Source organism: Bacillus salitolerans (assembly GCF_042680805.1).
Classification (GTDB): domain Bacteria; phylum Bacillota; class Bacilli; order Bacillales; family SA4; genus Bacillus_CJ; species Bacillus_CJ salitolerans.
In genome coordinates this window covers 23,624-40,017 of sequence record NZ_JBHUEM010000003.1, presented here as the reverse complement: position 1 = coordinate 40,017, position 16,394 = coordinate 23,624, and the positions used below count along the sequence as shown (strand labels likewise).

General features: G+C 36.7%; 13 protein-coding genes and 1 pseudogene. 6 read left to right on the top strand and 8 right to left on the bottom strand.

Annotation, left to right across the window (positions count from 1 at the left end; genetic code table 11):
- Positions 1-16: 16 nt before the first annotated feature.
- Complete coding sequence (locus tag ACFSCX_RS01745; RefSeq protein ID WP_377926378.1) at positions 17-154, top strand: DUF3941 domain-containing protein; 138 nt, start codon at positions 17-19, stop codon at positions 152-154.
- Between the two features lie 39 nt (positions 155-193).
- On the opposite strand, the gene ACFSCX_RS01740 is transcribed toward ACFSCX_RS01745, so the two are convergent.
- The 4 genes and pseudogenes from ACFSCX_RS01740 to ACFSCX_RS01725 all read right to left on the bottom strand — a co-directional run bounded on the left by ACFSCX_RS01740 (position 194) and on the right by ACFSCX_RS01725 (position 3,925).
- A complete protein-coding gene (locus ACFSCX_RS01740) occupies positions 194-1,141 on the bottom strand; it encodes a methyl-accepting chemotaxis protein (protein ID WP_377927050.1) in 948 nt (315 codons plus the stop codon).
- A pseudogene (locus ACFSCX_RS01735) lies at positions 1,136-1,354 on the bottom strand (HAMP domain-containing protein); the annotation flags it as partial. The pseudogene ACFSCX_RS01735 and the gene ACFSCX_RS01740, both read right to left, overlap by 6 nt.
- Positions 1,355-1,936: 582 nt before the next feature.
- On the bottom strand, positions 1,937-2,914 hold the full coding sequence (locus tag ACFSCX_RS01730) for a BMP family lipoprotein (RefSeq protein WP_377926377.1): 978 nt from the start codon (positions 2,912-2,914) through the stop codon (positions 1,937-1,939).
- 153 nt (positions 2,915-3,067) lie between these two features.
- On the bottom strand, positions 3,068-3,925 hold the full coding sequence (locus ACFSCX_RS01725) for a CvfB family protein (protein WP_377926376.1): 858 nt from the start codon (positions 3,923-3,925) through the stop codon (positions 3,068-3,070).
- 207 nt (positions 3,926-4,132) lie between these two features.
- On the opposite strand from ACFSCX_RS01725, the gene ACFSCX_RS01720 reads away from it, so the two are divergent.
- Positions 4,133-4,624: a YajQ family cyclic di-GMP-binding protein gene (locus ACFSCX_RS01720; RefSeq protein WP_377926375.1), complete on the top strand. Its 492-nt coding sequence runs from the start codon at positions 4,133-4,135 to the stop codon at positions 4,622-4,624.
- Positions 4,625-4,746: 122 nt separating this feature from the next.
- Positions 4,747-5,613 carry an SDR family oxidoreductase gene (locus tag ACFSCX_RS01715; RefSeq protein ID WP_377926374.1) on the top strand — a complete coding sequence of 289 codons (867 nt, stop codon included), beginning with the start codon at positions 4,747-4,749 and terminating at the stop codon, positions 5,611-5,613.
- 280 nt (positions 5,614-5,893) lie between these two features.
- On the opposite strand, the gene ACFSCX_RS01710 is transcribed toward ACFSCX_RS01715, so the two are convergent.
- Positions 5,894-6,778: a helix-turn-helix domain-containing protein gene (locus tag ACFSCX_RS01710; protein WP_377926373.1), complete on the bottom strand. Its 885-nt coding sequence runs from the start codon at positions 6,776-6,778 to the stop codon at positions 5,894-5,896.
- A 173-nt stretch (positions 6,779-6,951) separates the two neighbouring features.
- On the opposite strand from ACFSCX_RS01710, the gene ACFSCX_RS01705 reads away from it, so the two are divergent.
- Positions 6,952-8,316, top strand: a complete 1,365-nt coding sequence (locus ACFSCX_RS01705) for an MATE family efflux transporter (protein WP_377926372.1) — start codon at positions 6,952-6,954, stop codon at positions 8,314-8,316.
- A gap of 315 nt (positions 8,317-8,631) precedes the next feature.
- Here the strand turns inward: ACFSCX_RS01705 and asnB are convergent, their stop codons facing one another.
- Positions 8,632-10,479, bottom strand: coding sequence for an asparagine synthase (glutamine-hydrolyzing) (asnB, locus tag ACFSCX_RS01700; RefSeq protein WP_377926371.1), 1,848 nt, complete (start codon positions 10,477-10,479; stop codon positions 8,632-8,634).
- Positions 10,480-10,766: 287 nt separating this feature from the next.
- Here asnB and ACFSCX_RS01695 point away from each other — a divergent pair, with 287 nt between their 5' ends.
- Positions 10,767-11,321: a DUF2777 family protein gene (locus tag ACFSCX_RS01695; protein WP_377926370.1), complete on the top strand. Its 555-nt coding sequence runs from the start codon at positions 10,767-10,769 to the stop codon at positions 11,319-11,321.
- Positions 11,322-11,564: 243 nt separating this feature from the next.
- Here the strand turns inward: ACFSCX_RS01695 and ACFSCX_RS01690 are convergent, their stop codons facing one another.
- Both ACFSCX_RS01690 and ACFSCX_RS01685 read right to left on the bottom strand, forming a co-directional pair.
- Positions 11,565-14,471 carry a bifunctional diguanylate cyclase/phosphodiesterase gene (locus ACFSCX_RS01690; protein ID WP_377926369.1) on the bottom strand — a complete coding sequence of 969 codons (2,907 nt, stop codon included), beginning with the start codon at positions 14,469-14,471 and terminating at the stop codon, positions 11,565-11,567.
- 172 nt (positions 14,472-14,643) lie between these two features.
- Entirely contained in the window at positions 14,644-14,988 is a 345-nt protein-coding gene (locus tag ACFSCX_RS01685; RefSeq protein ID WP_377926368.1) for a YisL family protein, read from the bottom strand.
- Positions 14,989-15,159: 171 nt separating this feature from the next.
- On the opposite strand from ACFSCX_RS01685, the gene ACFSCX_RS01680 reads away from it, so the two are divergent.
- Positions 15,160-16,350, top strand: coding sequence for an ornithine--oxo-acid transaminase (locus ACFSCX_RS01680; RefSeq protein ID WP_377926367.1), 1,191 nt, complete (start codon positions 15,160-15,162; stop codon positions 16,348-16,350).
- Positions 16,351-16,394 lie beyond the last annotated feature (44 nt).

Here is a 16,394-nt window from a genome sequence, read left to right as displayed (position 1 = left end):
GAAGGGGGTTATCCTTATGCCAAAGTTTACAACAAGTGATAATGATAAAAAGGCTCAGGATAGAAACGCAAAACGGCATGAAAAGAACCTAGAGAGAGAAAAAAATCGCCAAAACGGAGAGCGTCAGTATTCTAAGAAAACTGATCATCTTTAAAAAAGAAAAAATCAGCTCAATGATCGAGCTGATTTTTTTTTATAACTTAAAGTTAGAGAGAACCCGATTTAATTCATCAGTTAGATTTCTCATAGATGTTACTTTTGTCTGAAGCTTTTCAAATGCCGATAATTGCTCACTTGTAGAAGCAGAAATCTCTTCGCTTCCTGCAGCTGCTTGTTGGACAACGGAGCTAATATTTTCTACTGCTTCTAATACTTGTTCTCCGCGAAGCTTAGACTTTTGCAGGCCTTCGACTAACTGCTTGATTGTTTCAGATATTCCTTGTACATTCCCTTCAATGGTACTAAAAGCATTCGTCGTCATATCCATAGAAGTTTCTTGTTTGCTTGCAAGATCGGTGCCTTCTTCTACCGACGCTACTATATTGAACAACCCATTTTTGATATGGTCTACCATTTCAAATATTTGCTTCGTTGCTTTCGTTGATTCCTCTGCTAGTTTTCTCACTTCATCAGCTACCACTGCAAACCCTTTACCAGCTTCCCCTGCTCTTGCAGCTTCGATTGCTGCATTTAATGCAAGAAGGTTCGTTTGATCAGCAATAGTTGAGACTGTTCTTGCCATCTCTTCAATTTTTTCGGCATAGTTTGTAAAATCTTTTGCCTTCTTTTCAATCGTTTTTATTGACGTAATATTTTCAATTAGTAGCTGCTTTTGATCATCCATTGCTTTTCGTCCTTCGATGATGGATTTTACAGCCTTCTCACTATAATTAGCAGTATGAGTGGATTGTTCAAGGTTTTCCTTAAAATCGCGATCCATTTGTTCTACTAATGTGACCGATTTTTGAAGATCCTCTGAAATCACTTGAGATCCCGAAGAAAGCTCGTCTGTTGAAACAGCAACTTGATTACTAATTTCTGTTAGTCCCTTATTTTCTTCTTCAATTTCTTTTGCAATTTGTTCAACATTCTTACTAACAGAACCAGTGGATGTTAGTAATCCTTGGAGTTGGCTTACCATTTGTGAAAAAGAGCTAGTAAGGGTTCCAATTTCATCTCGCTTATCATACTTAATAAGTTTGACATCTAAATGACCTGCTGCAATTTGTTTAGCATTATGAGATAACTGCTCAAGTGGTTTTGTAATAGAAGTTGTTAATCTGTAGCTTAGCAAAATTGTTGCTAGTATCAAAATGACACAACCAATACTGGAAAAAAGGATGATAAATCCCATTTTCGATTTCAAATCTTGTTGTAGTAAATCATAATGATTAGACGCAAATAGGTCTAATAAAAATAAATCATTTAGGACACCTTCTGTACGAATTGACTGCCTCTTTACTTCTGAAGGATCTAATGCCTGCAATGCTTTTTGAGCCTCATATAGTAATGATTTATACTTTTGATCCGCTTTCTTAATAACTGGTTCAGCATGGGATAACGTGTTTAAGGCCAATACCTCTGAAAAAGCTTCACTAGTTAAGGTAAGATTCTCCATTGCTTCTAACTTGTTAGCGTCTGTCATATTATAGGCAAACGTGTTTAAGCTCTGTTTTGTAATTTTCATTTGTGCATTTAATTCCTGCACGGACAAAAGGAATGGTACATAATCTTGATTGGATTTTTCTATTTCTGTCATTTTTGCAATAATGAAGCCAATCATAGCAATTGCCAGTAGCAATGATACGATAGAATTGATTAGTAGTTTCTTTTTTAGGTTCATACGAAAGGTTAATTTAGAGATTGACTTATTGAATGGGTTCTTTGAATTCTTTTTCAGGTCGTTCATGCTGTTTCTTTTCATTCTTTACACCTCCTAGTTCACTGTTATCTTTCCACTTACAATCTTCTCTTTATAGTCGTCGATGGTTTTGATTTGTTGCATATTAAACGGCACAACTCGAATTGGTGATAATCCAACTCCATTTTCTTTTAGCCCTAGTTGAACATGACCTTTTGGAAACTCACCATTTTGAACATACTCAGCAATTACTTGATATAAAGCAACATCGACATTTTTAAGCATAGATGTCATTACAGCTTTTTCGGCGTAAAAGTATTGATCACTATCTACACCTATGGCTAATACTCCATTTAATTCTGCTTCTTTTAACACACCTACTCCTGTAAATCCTGCAGCAGCATAAAGGACATCTGCTTCTTGTTCAATCATTTCAGCAGCGATTGATCTTCCGAGTTTATCATTTCCGAAATCTCCCGCATATTGAACAAGAACTTCGGTTTCAGGTTTTATTGCTTTCGCTCCTTGGGTAAAACCCTCTACAAATTTATGAATTAATGGTACATCTGCTCCCCCAATGAATCCAATCTTCTTCGTTTTCGTTGCAAGTGCTGCAGCAATTCCAGCTAAATAACTTCCTTCATCTTCTTTAAATGTGATAGACGTGATATTTTCTAATTCGGAAATTGAGTCTATCAGAACAAATTTTTGTTTTGGAAATTTAGCTGCTACTTTTTCAATGTCCTCTTGAACCATAAACCCTAATCCTACGACAATATCATTTCCTGCTTCAACAAGCTCTGTAAGTCCTTGTTCATAGGTAGTCGAATCAGAGAGCTCACGATAATCAAACAAAATGTTTAGCTCATCTCTCGCTTTTATTAATCCATAAAAGGCAGAATCAGAAAATGACTGATCACCTAGTCCGACGTCTGACAACATAATACCAATTTTAATTCGATCTAACTCATTCGTTAGGTTTAGATTTTGATTTGAGCAACCTACTAAAGAAAGTATTACTATTAAAATTAATGGGAAAATCTTATTTCTCATGGTCAACGCTCCTCTTTATAAAGTAAACCTTGTTGAATAACCTTTATTATTTTCCGACAATATTCGACTTTAGTCAATGGTAGCATTTTTAAGATATTGTAAATCTTACGTCCAAAAATGGGAAAAAGCTCATATTTCTATGAGCTTATTGGTTTATTTTCTTGTGGTAAAATAGGTCCATCCCTCTTCTTGATACACTTTGTTATCCTTCATTAATTTTCCTAACGCTCGCTTGAAAGCACCTTTACTCATATTAAACCGTGCTTCAATATCCTCCGGGTTAGATTTATCCCAGAATGGCATTGCGCCTCCTCTCGTTTCCATATAATCTAAAATCACCGTTGAGTCTTCATCAAGTGCTTCATGTTTTCTCGGTAGTAACGATATGTTGACCGTTCCATCTTCTTTTATATCAATAATTCGCCCTTCAATTCTTTGCCCTAATCTCGGTTCCGTGCTCCGTTGAGACTCATGAATAAACCCGATAAATTTTTCATCCGTATACATATAAGTTCCGACTTTTACAGTTCGAAATACAACACCTTTTACATTTCGATTGAATGCTTCTCTTGTTGCTGAAACTGAGATATCTCTCATAACAGGATCGGTTGCTAGCTTTCCTAGTAAACGCCCATTTTTATCCTGCTTTAGGCTACAATAAAGCTTATCACCGATATCAGGCCATACCTCTTCAAAAAGTGGTAGGTCATCCTTTGAAACAAGAATATCTTTTGTTAAACCGATATTAATAAAAACACCTAAATCTTCTCTTACTTCAACAACGTCTACCCACTCATATGTATCTAATGTAATATGAGGTGTTTTCATCGTAGAAATTAACCGGCCTTGATGGTCGTGATAAATGAATACATGAACTGCTTCATTTATATCAATTTCACCTATAATTTCATTAGTGGGAAGTAGTACTTCATCCGTCCCATCTGTCACATAGTAACCAAAATCAACCTCTCTTGATACCTCTAAATCTTGCATTAAACCCGGTATAATCATGTAATTAACCCTACTTTCATTATGGATACTATTATCATTATTGCCATTTCGCCCCATTATATCAACTAATATCATATGAAAAGCTTGAAAAAGCGACATTCGTTTAGTAGGATATGACCAAAGCAAAAGCCTATTCCTTGTTTATCCCCTAGAAAATTCGTACAATACTGTTAATAATAGCTATTTTTCAAAGAGGGAGAGTTACACATGTCAAAAGAAAGTTCATTCGATATTGTCTCTAAAGTAGATATGCCAGAGGTGTCAAATGCCATTAGTATCGCATTAAAGGAAATTCAAACACGCTATGACTTTAAAGGTAGTAAAAGCAGTATTTCGTTAGAAAAGGAAGAAATTGTTCTCGTATCAGATGATGATTATAAGATGGAGCAATTAAAGGATGTTCTAATTGGAAAGCTTATTAAAAGAGGAGTTCCTACTAAAAACCTAGAGTATGGAAAATTAGAACCTGCATCAGGTGGTACAGTGAGACAAAAAGCAAAACTGGTTCAGGGCATTGATAAAGAAAATGCAAAAAAAATTAATACACTTATCAAAAACTCAGGTCTTAAAGTAAAAAGTCAAGTTCAAGATGATCAAGTACGTGTAACAGGCAAAAGCAGAGATGACTTACAACAAATCATCTCTCTCATTAAAGGGGCAGATTTATCAGTTGATGTACAATTCATTAACTATCGTTAAAGCAGGGAGTAGCTCCCTGTTCTTTTTTTGTTTCGTTTCACATTGTGACGACTACTCCTTTCATAGTTCCTTCCCTTTTCTCACATACTATTTCATAGTTTGTTTGGAAAGGAGCAAGTCTTATGAGTGATAATCAATTACAAAACACATTACCACCACAGCACCAAAACCATCAGCCCGGTATAGAATCAGAAATGAATCCCAGACCACAAAGTGTAGATTCCTCCTATATAGGAAGTGGAAAGCTGAAAGAAAAAGTTGCAATTATTACAGGTGGAGATAGTGGGATTGGTAAGTCAGTTGCTATTTATTATGCAAAGGAAGGTGCAGATGTTGTCATCGTGTATTTAAAGGAACACGCCGATGCGAATGAAACAAAGAAGTTTGTAGAAAATGAAGGTGTGAAGTGCCTTCTATTGGCAGGAGATATCGGAGACGAACGCTTCTGTCAAACTGTTGTGAATGAAACGGTTCAAGCGTTTGGAAAAATAGATATACTTGTCAATAATGCAGCTGAGCAACATCCACAAACGAGCATCGAACAAATTTCAAAAGAGCAGTTAGAAAAAACATTTCAAACGAATGTTTTCTCGTTATTTTATTTAACAAAGGCAGCCCTACCATATTTAAAAATTGGGAGTGCTATTATCAATACCGCATCCATCACAGCCTATGAAGGAAATGAATTACTATTGGACTACTCGGCAACGAAAGGGGCTATTGTGACTTTTACTCGTTCCCTTGCAAAGCAGTTAGTCGGAAAGGGCATACGTGTGAATGGAGTAGCCCCTGGACCGATATGGACTCCTTTAATTCCATCCACCTTTACTAGTGAAAAAGTGGCATCCTTCGGGGCAAATACGCCTATGAAACGTCCAGGACAACCGTTTGAGTTAGCACCTAGTTATGTTTTTTTAGCAAGCAGTGACTCCTCCTATATGACAGGGCAAATCTTGCATGTAAACGGAGGAAAGATTGTTAATGGATAATAGTAAGAACAAAGGGCTCAGGGCGCCCGTTTAGCCTCATGCATAGCAAATGTTCCTTGCAGAGAAAAAGGGCGCTCTTCCCTTTTACTCTTCAAGGGTTATTTGACCAAGGAAAAAGTGATTTTTCTTTTTCCCTCGAGTAGGATAAAATGGCAAAGATCATCGCCATTTTATCTTGGCTGGGCGCTGGAGCCGGATTACTACGCACATCACTCAGTTATCCTGAAATAGTGCGCATTTATAATTCCTAAGCAAAAATGAAGGCTGAGTCACTCTTGACTCAGCCTTCTCCTCTTTCACTTGATGCACGTAGAACAACTCTCCTGTATTCCACTGGTGACATACCTTCTAGCTTTTTAAAAAGCTTCGAAAAATATCCTTGATCTTCTATCCCTACCTCTTTACAAATAGCTGCAATTTTATCATTCGTAGTTGCGAGTAGCCTTTTTGCCTGAGCAATTCGGTATTGGTTTAAATATTGTGATGGATTGATCCCAATTGTTTTTTGGACACATCTTGTAATGTAATCTGGATGAAAATGTAAGTACCCAGACATATCCGTCATTTTCATTGGTTTTTGATAGTTTTCTCTAATATATTTTAATGCGTCTTCACAAACTCTTTCCGTTGCTGACGGTATTTGCAATGCTTGCTTTTGTAGCTGAAGGAGTAGCTCTTGAAACAATGTTTGTTGTCTTAAGGAATTATCTGGTGTCTGTTCATTCCCTATTAAGACGAGTTGATGGAGCATTTGCTCAAGTAATTCTCGTTGACTTATTTGACCCGATTGTGGAATATAGAAGTCGAATAGAGCTGGCTCTTCAAAAGTTCCCTCACGGACAGTTAGCTTTGTCCAATCAAGGTCCATTTTGTCCACTATCCTACAAGCTCCCTCCAAGACAAAATGAAGCCAATAAAACTCTGTTTCCTTCTCACATCCCTTGTATCCATAATGCTCATTTTCTGGGATTAAAATGATGTATTGCCCCTCTTCAACATCGAATTTCTGGTTATTTTCCACCATGAATAATGTTCCACTCTTTACATAAAGGAGATCAAACACAGAGAAGGTTCGTTTAAAATGTTTTTTACCTGTACTAAATACTGCCTCTCCCCCTTTAATAAACGTAGGAAAGGGCGGTACTCGAAATGAAATGTAAGACATAATATTCTCCTAATTGACGTCGGATTTGTACCAAAGTAATCGTATTCGTCTCTTTTTATTATAACGAAATGTATGTAAACTAGAGAATGTTATGCAGAAATTAGTTATTGTAATGTTTACATTTGATTTTCGGAAAAGTCGAATATTTTCCATTATACAAAAGGGGGAACAACATGAAGAAGATTGAACGGAAATCTGTTGAGAAAATGACCCTTTTTGCATTGACCTGGCCTATTTTTATCGAAATCCTACTCCATATGCTTATGGGTAATGCTGATACCCTTATGTTAAGTCAGTACTCTGATAATTCTGTTGCGGCTGTTGGGGTAGCCAATCAAATATTGTCTGTAATTATTGTGATGTTTGGGTTTGTTGCGACAGGTACTGCCATCTTAATTGCACAACACTTAGGGGCAAAGGAATATAAAGACGCAACAGAAATTGCCGTTGTTTCCGTTGGGGCAAATTTATTATTCGGAGCTATTCTAAGTCTAATACTATTTGTTTTCGGTGAAACATTCCTGAATCTAATGGGAATACCAAACGAATTAATGGATGAAGCCTATATTTATTTAGTTATTGTTGGTGGCTTTTCTTTTATACAATCCATTATTATGACCATTGGTTCCATTATTCGGAGTTATGGTTTTACAAGGGATACGATGTATATCACAATAGGAATGAATGTCTTGAACGTCATTGGTAACTATCTCTTTATATTTGGTCCATTCGGCATACCAGTTCTAGGGGTTCAGGGAGTTGCCATTTCAACGGTTGTAAGTAAAACACTTGGACTTGTAATATTACTATGGTTATTATTCAAACGAGTAGAGCACCCACTGCCATTCTTACAAATTTTTACACTACCGGTAAAACATATAAAAAACCTACTCCGTATTGGCATCCCTTCTGCAGGGGAGCATTTATCATACAATCTTTCTCAAGTAGTCATCACATTTTTTATTACCATGATTGGTACCGAGGCTTTAACGACAAGAGTGTATACGAGTAACATTATGATGTTTATCCTGCTGTTTAGTATCGCAATCAGTCAAGGTACCCAAATTATGATTGGTCATTTTATTGGTGCACGAAAATTCGAACAGGCGTATGAACGATGCATGAGAAGCTTAAAGCTTGCAATTCTCATTTCAGGTTCAATGGCGGTAGTGACAAGTCTATTTACAGAGCAGCTGTTTGGGATCTTTACAGATAATCAATCGATTATCAAAATGGGAAGTATGTTAATCTTTCTTACCATCATCTTAGAGCCTGGGAGAGCCTTTAATCTCGTCATAATCAACGCTCTTCGTGCCGCAGGTGATGTTAAATTTCCAGTCTATATGGGGATGCTCTCCATGTGGGGAGTTAGTGTAACGATTTCATATACTCTAGGAATCTACTTTGGTCTAGGGCTAATTGGAGTATGGATATCCTTTATTGCGGATGAGTGGCTACGAGGACTCATCATGTTAAAACGCTGGAAATCAAGAGTTTGGATGAATAAAACCTTTCTAAAAGAAGAAAAACCGGCCTAAACGAGTGTAGAAATACTACTTGGTTTAGGCTGGTTGAATAAAAGGCTTAGGGCGCTCCTTATAGACTCAGGCAGAGCAAATGTTCTGTCATGATAAAAGGGTGGTTTTCCCATTTATTCATGACAGGTTATTTGAACTCGAGTAGGATGAAAAGACAAAGATCGTCGCCATTGCATCTTAGCTGTGCGCTGGAGCTGGATTTAGCAGTAATATTGTATAAACTATACACCATAAACTTAGACTTTCTTAACTCAGAATAAAAAACACAGAAGCATTGAGCCACAGCTTCTGTGTTTTTTCAAATCTGATTATCTATTATTCTTTTATGTTAATCCCATATTCCTCAAACCAGTAGTGAATTTGGGCTAAATGTGCAAGCAATTGGGGCCCAGTCATCAATTGTCCAAACCACGGCTCTTTGAACGACTCTCCTCCCGTTTGAACAATATTCTTTAGCTTATCTGCATCAAAGAAATGGTATAGGGCAGATGATTTATTTTGAAGAATATCCTCTAACCAACCTTTTACGGCCTTTGTATAATTCGGATTATGTGTTTTAGGATATGGACTTTTCTTTCTGTAGAGCACATCGTGAGGCAATAATCCTTCTAATGCTTTTCTAAGGATGCCCTTTTCCCGATTTCCATACATTTTCATATCCCATGGTATATTCCAAACATACTCAACTAACCGATGATCTGCAAAGGGTACACGAACTTCTAAGCTTGCACCCATACTCATTCTATCTTTTCGATCTAGTAGAGTGGTCATAAACCATATCATATTTAGATAGAATAATTGTCTTCTATTTGCTTCTTCCTTCGTTTCTCCATCCAAGCTAGGAGTCTCTTTTACGGTTTCATCGTATCGGTCTTGAACATATTGTGTCAGCTTTAGTTTATCCTGCCATTTTGTTTGAAGTAGATCAACTCTCGCTTCTGTTGACCGCATCCAAGGAAAGGCAGTAGATGCGAGATCCTCCTTCCGATGAAACCATGGATATCCTCCGAAAATCTCATCCGCACATTCCCCTGATAATCCTACGACAAAGTCCTTTTTTATTTCTTTACAGAACCAAAGTAATGAAGAATCTACATCCGCCATACCTGGTAGGTCTCGAACGATCACAGCATCCTTTAAGCCTTTCACTAATTCTTCTGTTGTAATAACAGAGCGGTGGTGAACGGTATTAAACGTATCTGACATCAATTGTATCCATGGCTGATCAGAATTTGGTTGAAATTCATTTGCTTTAAAATATTTTTCATTGTCTTCATAGTCGATCGAGTAAGTATGAAGTGGTCCTTTTCCTTCTTTTTCAAAGGCTTCTGAAGCTATAGCTGTTATGGCACTAGAATCAACACCGCCTGACAAAAATGTACAAACTGGTACATCTGAAACTAGCTGTCTTGTCACCGCATCTTTAAATAGATATCGAATGTTTTCTGCCGTTTCCTCTACATTATCTAGGTGCGGTTTACTTTCCACATTCCAGTACCGCCATACTTTTAAGCCTTGTTTCGAGAATGTTAACGCATGGGCAGGCCTAAGCTCCTGGACTCCATTAAACACACCATGTCCTGGTGACCGTGAAGGACCTAGTCCAAATACCTCAGCTATCCCGTCTAATCCAATCTCAGCTTTTACAGACGGATGTGCCAGGAGAGCTTTTAATTCAGATCCAAATATAAGCGATCCATTTTTTTCAGTGTAAAAAAGTGGCTTAACACCTAATCGATCTCTACCAATAAAAAGCTTTTCCTTCTGTTCATCCCACACTGCAAAAGCAAATATTCCATTTAAATGATCAACACATGCTTCTTCCCATTCAATGTACGCAGTTAAGAGTACCTCTGTATCTGAATGGGACTGGAATGTATATCCTCTTTTTATAAGTTCAGCTCTTATATCTTCTGTATTATAAAGCTCACCGTTATAGCAAATTGTATAGGATTGATCAATTTTCTGTCTTGTCATCGGTTGTATGCCGCCTTCAGGATCGACAACCACTAGTCTCTTATGTCCAAAAGCTACATGATTTTTGATCCAAACATTTGTATCATCAGGCCCACGTAACGTTAACGTATTCGTCATCTTTTCAAGTGTACTACCCTCGTTATTCAAATACTGCTTGAAGGAGATCCATCCTGTAATTCCACACATTGTAGTCATCATCCTTTCTTAGCGTATTGTTTAATATCTGTAAACAAAACACTGATTCCATTGTATGCAAAGAAAAGAAAAAGGATTCAATAACCAAGTTATTGGAGTCTAATTTGATAAATTAATCTTACATTTTCAAAACCACTTTACTTTCAACTACCTATTTACAAGACAACTTCTCACATTTAGCTAGAATAGTCATAAAATAAAATGAATCAATTATAATTTAGTCTATTTATGTCAACACAAGAAATAGAAGTACTGAATAGACGGAGGAACTATATAATATGGATTTACAACAACGACTGCAACTTCTACCAAACCAAGCACGGTCATATATAGAAGGTACAATTGAATGTATTCATGATCAATGGGTTTTTTTTGACGAACAAGATGAGGCTACTTCTTTGAAGGAATTAACAAATCAAACTTTTGAAATCCTAATACAAGGAAAATGGATGACCTTTCAGGAGATAAATAAAGGAGTAGCGTTTGGACATGAAACGTACACCCTTAGACAAGGTGATCGTTTAAGAGTGGAGAAGCCATTACTTTACGTATATCGCGAATGGTTAACTGAATTATCTGATGAAGCATTGAACCATTTTGTTTCCATGATAAATGATGTAGGTTATTCCATATATGACTGTATTTATTGCTATAATCATTTGTTTCTTCAAGTTGGTAAAGAAAAGGGACAAGGCGTCAACTTTCTCATATTCGATAACGAAGTACAAATTTGTGCTGTCCAACATCATTTTGATAGAAAACATACAGCTAAGGACCGTTTTGAACTAACATTGAATAATGGAGCAAGACGTTTACTTATGAATACACCATAGTAGGGGGAAAGGTAATTGACGAGAAGAACTAAAGGCGCATAGCGACTGGGTAGCTCAGGCAAGAAGAAATGTTCTTTAATGAAGAAAAGGACGATCTTATCCTTTTTATTCATTACAGGTTAATTGACCTCAGGCGGCTGGGCGCTGGATTCGGATTACTAGGCAGGCACATCACTCACTGATCTATAAATGATGAGCTTTTATAGTTTCCTAAACAATAAGTAAAGCAGGGGAATCCCTGCTTTACGTAATATGCAATGTTTTTAAGCCAGCTTCAAATTCTCCTATTGAGAGTGGACGGTGGATAAAATAACCTTGTGCATAGTGACAATTCATTTGCTTCAATAAATTTATTTGATCTTCAGTTTCCACTCCCTCAGCTACCACTTTGACATCAAGTCCGTGTCCCATTGTGATGATTGCCTTTACAATCGCAATATCAGAGTTATCCATTCGCAAGTTTTGGATAAAGGAGCGATCAATTTTCAATGTATTAATCGGAAGGTTCTTTAAATAACTTAAAGAAGAATACCCTGTTCCAAAATCATCAATCGAAACTCGTACGCCAATTTTTTGAAGCTCCTTCATCAATTGGATACTATGAGTTGCGTTTCGAAGCATCACACTCTCAGTTAATTCTAAATTTAGATATTCTGCTGGAAGACCGGAGTCATGCAGTGCCTTCATCACTTCAGTGAGAAAATGGGATTGCTGGAACTGATTAGCTGAAACGTTGACAGATACAGTTAATAATCCTAATCCCATATCATGCCACAGTTTCGTTTGTTTACATGCTGTAAATAGTACCCATCTACCTATATCATGGATAAGACCTGTTTCTTCTGCAAGAGGGATGAATTCAACTGGTGACACTAGCCCCAATTTAGGATGGTTCCAACGAATTAACGCTTCACTACCGTATATCGTTCCAGTTTCTAAATCAACTAAGGGCTGGTAACATAAGAAAAATTCTTTCTTTTCAAGTGCCTTACGAAGGTAACTTTCCAGTTCTAAACGATATAGCGCTTGATTATTCATTTCTGTTGAATAAAATTTTATTTTGTTTCCGCCCTGTTGTTTTGCCCTATTCATGGCTGCATCAGCATTTCTTAAAATCGTTTGCTCATCCATGCCATCATCAGGGTACAAGCTTATTCCTATACTTGCGGTAATGAAATATTCCTGTTCCAGATAAAGTACAGGTTTTCCAATGCATTGTTGAATATCTTGTGCGATATTGACGATATTCTCAATATCAACTGATTTGGACAATAATAAAGTAAATTTATCACCAGCAAACCTGCCTAAAAAACTACCAGATGGTAGCACCTTTTTAATTCTATCAGCAATCATTTTTAATATTTCATCACCAGCATAGTGTCCAAGACTATCATTAATTATTTTAAATCGATCCATATCAATAAACATGACTGCTAGCTTTTTCTTTTTCTTTGTAACCCTTTCAAACATGTCTGATAGCTTCTCGGTAAACAATAGTCTGTTTGGCAATCCAGTATCATGATCATAATAAGCTAGATTCGTAATTTGTTCCTCTGCTTTTCTTTGTTCAGAGATATTTCTCCCAATCCCAAAAATACCGACCTTTTCACTATTAATGATGATAGGAATATTTTTGATCTGAAACGTGATTTTTTCACCCGCTTTAGTTGGTATATCGATGTTGTAATATTGCTCTTTCCCTTTAAGTGCTCGGTAAAAATGCATGCGAACACGAGGAATATCTTCTTCGTTTATATAATCGAGTGAATGCTTATTAATAATTTCTTCCTTATTAAAACCAAGCGTTTTTTCAAATGCTGGATTTACACTTGTGAAATTACCTCTTAAATCAGTTGAATAGACAATATCGGTATTATGCTCAAATAAAGATCTGAATCTATGCTCTGATGCTTCAACCGATGAATGAAGCTCCTCGATATCTTTTGTTGAGGCATAAGTCAAATGTGAAAGCGCAATCAAAGATTGTATTTCTTCCGGTATATCATAATTAAAATCTACCGTAATCGATGCTACCTTATCATGTGATTCACTTAGAGCTAGAAGTGTATATGCATTCCCTAATAGACGTCTTTTTCCATGACTAGTTGATATTTCCCCAAACCCAAAGAAACCGGTTGTGGAAGAAATTTTTTGTAATTGACGAAGCTCCGTTTCAGTTACACTGTTAAAATATCTTCTTCTAGTCATGCAGTTATAGACAAAAATTGTTTCAACTGGCTTTTTTACAAGTTGTTTCAACTTTTTGATCGATTGGTCAATTAGGTTAGGAAGGTCAACATATGCAAAGTGGACTTGCTCACCATTTGCAACTGGGCGATTAACAGTTATGGAACCGTCTTTATGTAATTCCTTGATGAAAAATAAAATCTCTTCCCCATTTCGCTCTGAGACAAATGGAAATTCAGGACCTGACCATGGCAAGTTTTTAACAAATTCATCACCTAAGTAATCAGCTAACACTCTTATTGGTTTTTTATTATTTATTCGATAAATTCTTTCATGATTTGCTTTTGATACAACAAAGGCTCTGCCCACTTTTTGTACACTATAATTAACAGATGAATGTGCATGCAAATGTTCACTCGATAAAGAGACACAAACAATACCAGACTCTAGCAATCTATCGTTTGTAAAAACAAACATATTATCTGATGGTAAGATAGCACCTGCTAAACCACCAGCAATGATTACCCCACTTCCTTTTTCATCAATACCGTTCAAGATGCAATCTAGTTCTAGCCTCGTTCCACACCCAAATAATAGTAAAGCCTTTGTATCTTCCTTAATCAAGGCAGAAGATAACTGTCTTCCTACTTCCAAACTATTTGAAGTCTCATCGACTTCTACTGAAAATGCTTGAAGCGTAGTAGAATGGAAAACGGTAAAGCTTACCACAATATTTCCTGAAGAGATTTCGCCTTGGTGAATCTCTCCATCTGTTGTTGTACCAATTAGAACTGTTTGCGGAAGCACCCTGTTAAGTTCCTTCTGCAACGCGTTAATTAGCTCTTTATCTCCTTGCCCGGTAAAGACTTGCGTGAGGATCACTTGCTCGTGTTGAAGATTATGTTGAGAAATGAAATGCTCAAGCTCATTAATAGTTGTTATATTGATAGAATATGTATTCACAATGACCCTCACCTACTCTATTTGTTTTCGTAGTATATTAATTTTGTGAATTTTTGCAAAATAATCAGCTAAAATTAATGTAACATAAATGGAAACTTTTATAAATTATTTTTTCGACAATCCATCTTCATCTTTTGACACAAAAAAACAAATCGCTAAAATAGCAATTTGTTTAGCCTAATACAACATATCCGAAATAAAAAACTAGTATTAACGCAATGACAAGTTGAATCCAGAAAACCTTTGTTGGCTTTCCTTTTCCACCTCTTGTTAAGATAAATTCCATTAAGAAGATAATCCATAACCCAATTAGTCCCTTAATATTTGCCTCTAATACTTTAAACTGATAGGCAGCAGCAAGCAAGTGCAGTCCTGTACCTAATACTAATAAATAAAACAATCGAAGAACCATTTGAACAATTTTTAGTGGTTTTTTCTTTCCTGCTCTAATCAAGAATAGAGCGACGAAGAAAAGAATAAGTGTAACAAACCAAGCTGAAACGTGTGCATGTATCATCCGTTCTAAACCTCCTGAAATTGTATAATATGTATGTCCACATGCTATCATATCATGTTTTTTATACAAAACAGAAGTTTTATCCTTCACTCTTGGCAAATTTGTACGATTTATTGATATAATGATAAAGGAAATTGAAAGAGTTTACATTGTTGAATTGGAGGTAGTTGTATGTCAAAAACGAAAGATATCATCAGTATTACTGAGAAATATGGAGCTAATAACTATCATCCGCTCCCAATTGTTGTTTCAAAAGCAGAAGGAGTTTGGGTAGAAGATCCAGAAGGGAATAAATACATGGATATGCTTAGTGCCTACTCTGCTGTAAATCAAGGGCACCGTCATCCAAAAATCATTCAAGCCTTGAAGGATCAAGCAGATCGAATTACATTAACATCACGTGCTTTCCATAATGATCAATTAGGTCCTTGGTATGAAAAGGTTTCAAAATTGACTGGTATGGAAATGGTTCTTCCTATGAACACTGGTGCTGAAGCAGTTGAAACCGCGGTAAAAGCAGTTCGCCGCTGGGCATATGATGTAAAGGGTGTTGAAAAGGATCAAGCAGAAATTATTGTATGTGAGGACAACTTCCACGGTCGTACGATGGCAGCTGTTTCCATGTCATCAAATGATGATTACAAGCGTGGATTTGGACCGATGTTACCAGGAATAAAAGTCATCCCATATGGTGATGTTGAAGCATTGAAAGCAGCTATTACACCAAATACAGCGGCCTTTATCTTTGAGCCTATTCAAGGAGAAGCTGGAATTATTATTCCTCGTGAAGGCTTCTTAAAAGAAGCTTACGATGTGTGTAAAGAAAATAACGTCCTTTATGTGGCAGATGAAATTCAAGCTGGATTAGGTCGTTCGGGAAAAATGTTTGCATGTGATTGGGAAAACGTGAAGCCTGATATGTTTATTTTAGGGAAAGCACTTGGCGGTGGTGTATTCCCAATCTCATGTGTGGCTGCAGATCGTAATGTATTAGGTGTATTTGAACCTGGCTCACATGGCTCAACGTTCGGTGGGAACCCGCTAGCATGTGCAGTATCCATTGCTGCTTTAGATGTTTTAACAGAAGAAAAGTTAGCGGATCGTTCTTTAGAGTTAGGAAACTACTTAGCGGAAAAACTAAGAGAAATCAAAAATCCAATCATAAAAGAAGTTCGTGGAAAAGGGCTCTTTATCGGTGTTGAACTACACGAGCCAGCACGCTCATATTGTGAGAGCTTAAAAGAAAAAGGCTTATTATGTAAAGAAACACACGAAAATGTCATCCGTTTTGCCCCTCCATTAGTGATTTCTAAAGAGGACCTTGATTGGGCGATTGATCGTATAAAAGAAGTATTATCTTAGTGAGAAGTGGGAAACTAGCGTCATTCCTCAGGCTGTCGAGAAAG

Excerpts from the sequence above, each read along its gene's own strand:
- ACFSCX_RS01745 (WP_377926378.1), top strand. The coding sequence starts at position 17 with ATGCCAAAGTTTACAACAAGTGATAATGATAAAAAGGCTCAGGATAGA.
- ACFSCX_RS01740 (WP_377927050.1), bottom strand. The coding sequence starts at position 1,141 with ATGGTAAGCCAACTCCAAGGATTACTAACATCCACTGGTTCTGTTAGT.
- ACFSCX_RS01730 (WP_377926377.1), bottom strand. The coding sequence starts at position 2,914 with ATGAGAAATAAGATTTTCCCATTAATTTTAATAGTAATACTTTCTTTA.
- ACFSCX_RS01725 (WP_377926376.1), bottom strand. The coding sequence starts at position 3,925 with ATGATTATACCGGGTTTAATGCAAGATTTAGAGGTATCAAGAGAGGTT.
- ACFSCX_RS01720 (WP_377926375.1), top strand. The coding sequence starts at position 4,133 with ATGTCAAAAGAAAGTTCATTCGATATTGTCTCTAAAGTAGATATGCCA.
- ACFSCX_RS01715 (WP_377926374.1), top strand. The coding sequence starts at position 4,747 with ATGAGTGATAATCAATTACAAAACACATTACCACCACAGCACCAAAAC.
- ACFSCX_RS01710 (WP_377926373.1), bottom strand. The coding sequence starts at position 6,778 with ATGTCTTACATTTCATTTCGAGTACCGCCCTTTCCTACGTTTATTAAA.
- ACFSCX_RS01705 (WP_377926372.1), top strand. The coding sequence starts at position 6,952 with ATGAAGAAGATTGAACGGAAATCTGTTGAGAAAATGACCCTTTTTGCA.
- asnB (WP_377926371.1), bottom strand. The coding sequence starts at position 10,479 with ATGTGTGGAATTACAGGATGGATCTCCTTCAAGCAGTATTTGAATAAC.
- ACFSCX_RS01695 (WP_377926370.1), top strand. The coding sequence starts at position 10,767 with ATGGATTTACAACAACGACTGCAACTTCTACCAAACCAAGCACGGTCA.
- ACFSCX_RS01685 (WP_377926368.1), bottom strand. The coding sequence starts at position 14,988 with ATGATACATGCACACGTTTCAGCTTGGTTTGTTACACTTATTCTTTTC.
- ACFSCX_RS01680 (WP_377926367.1), top strand. The coding sequence starts at position 15,160 with ATGTCAAAAACGAAAGATATCATCAGTATTACTGAGAAATATGGAGCT.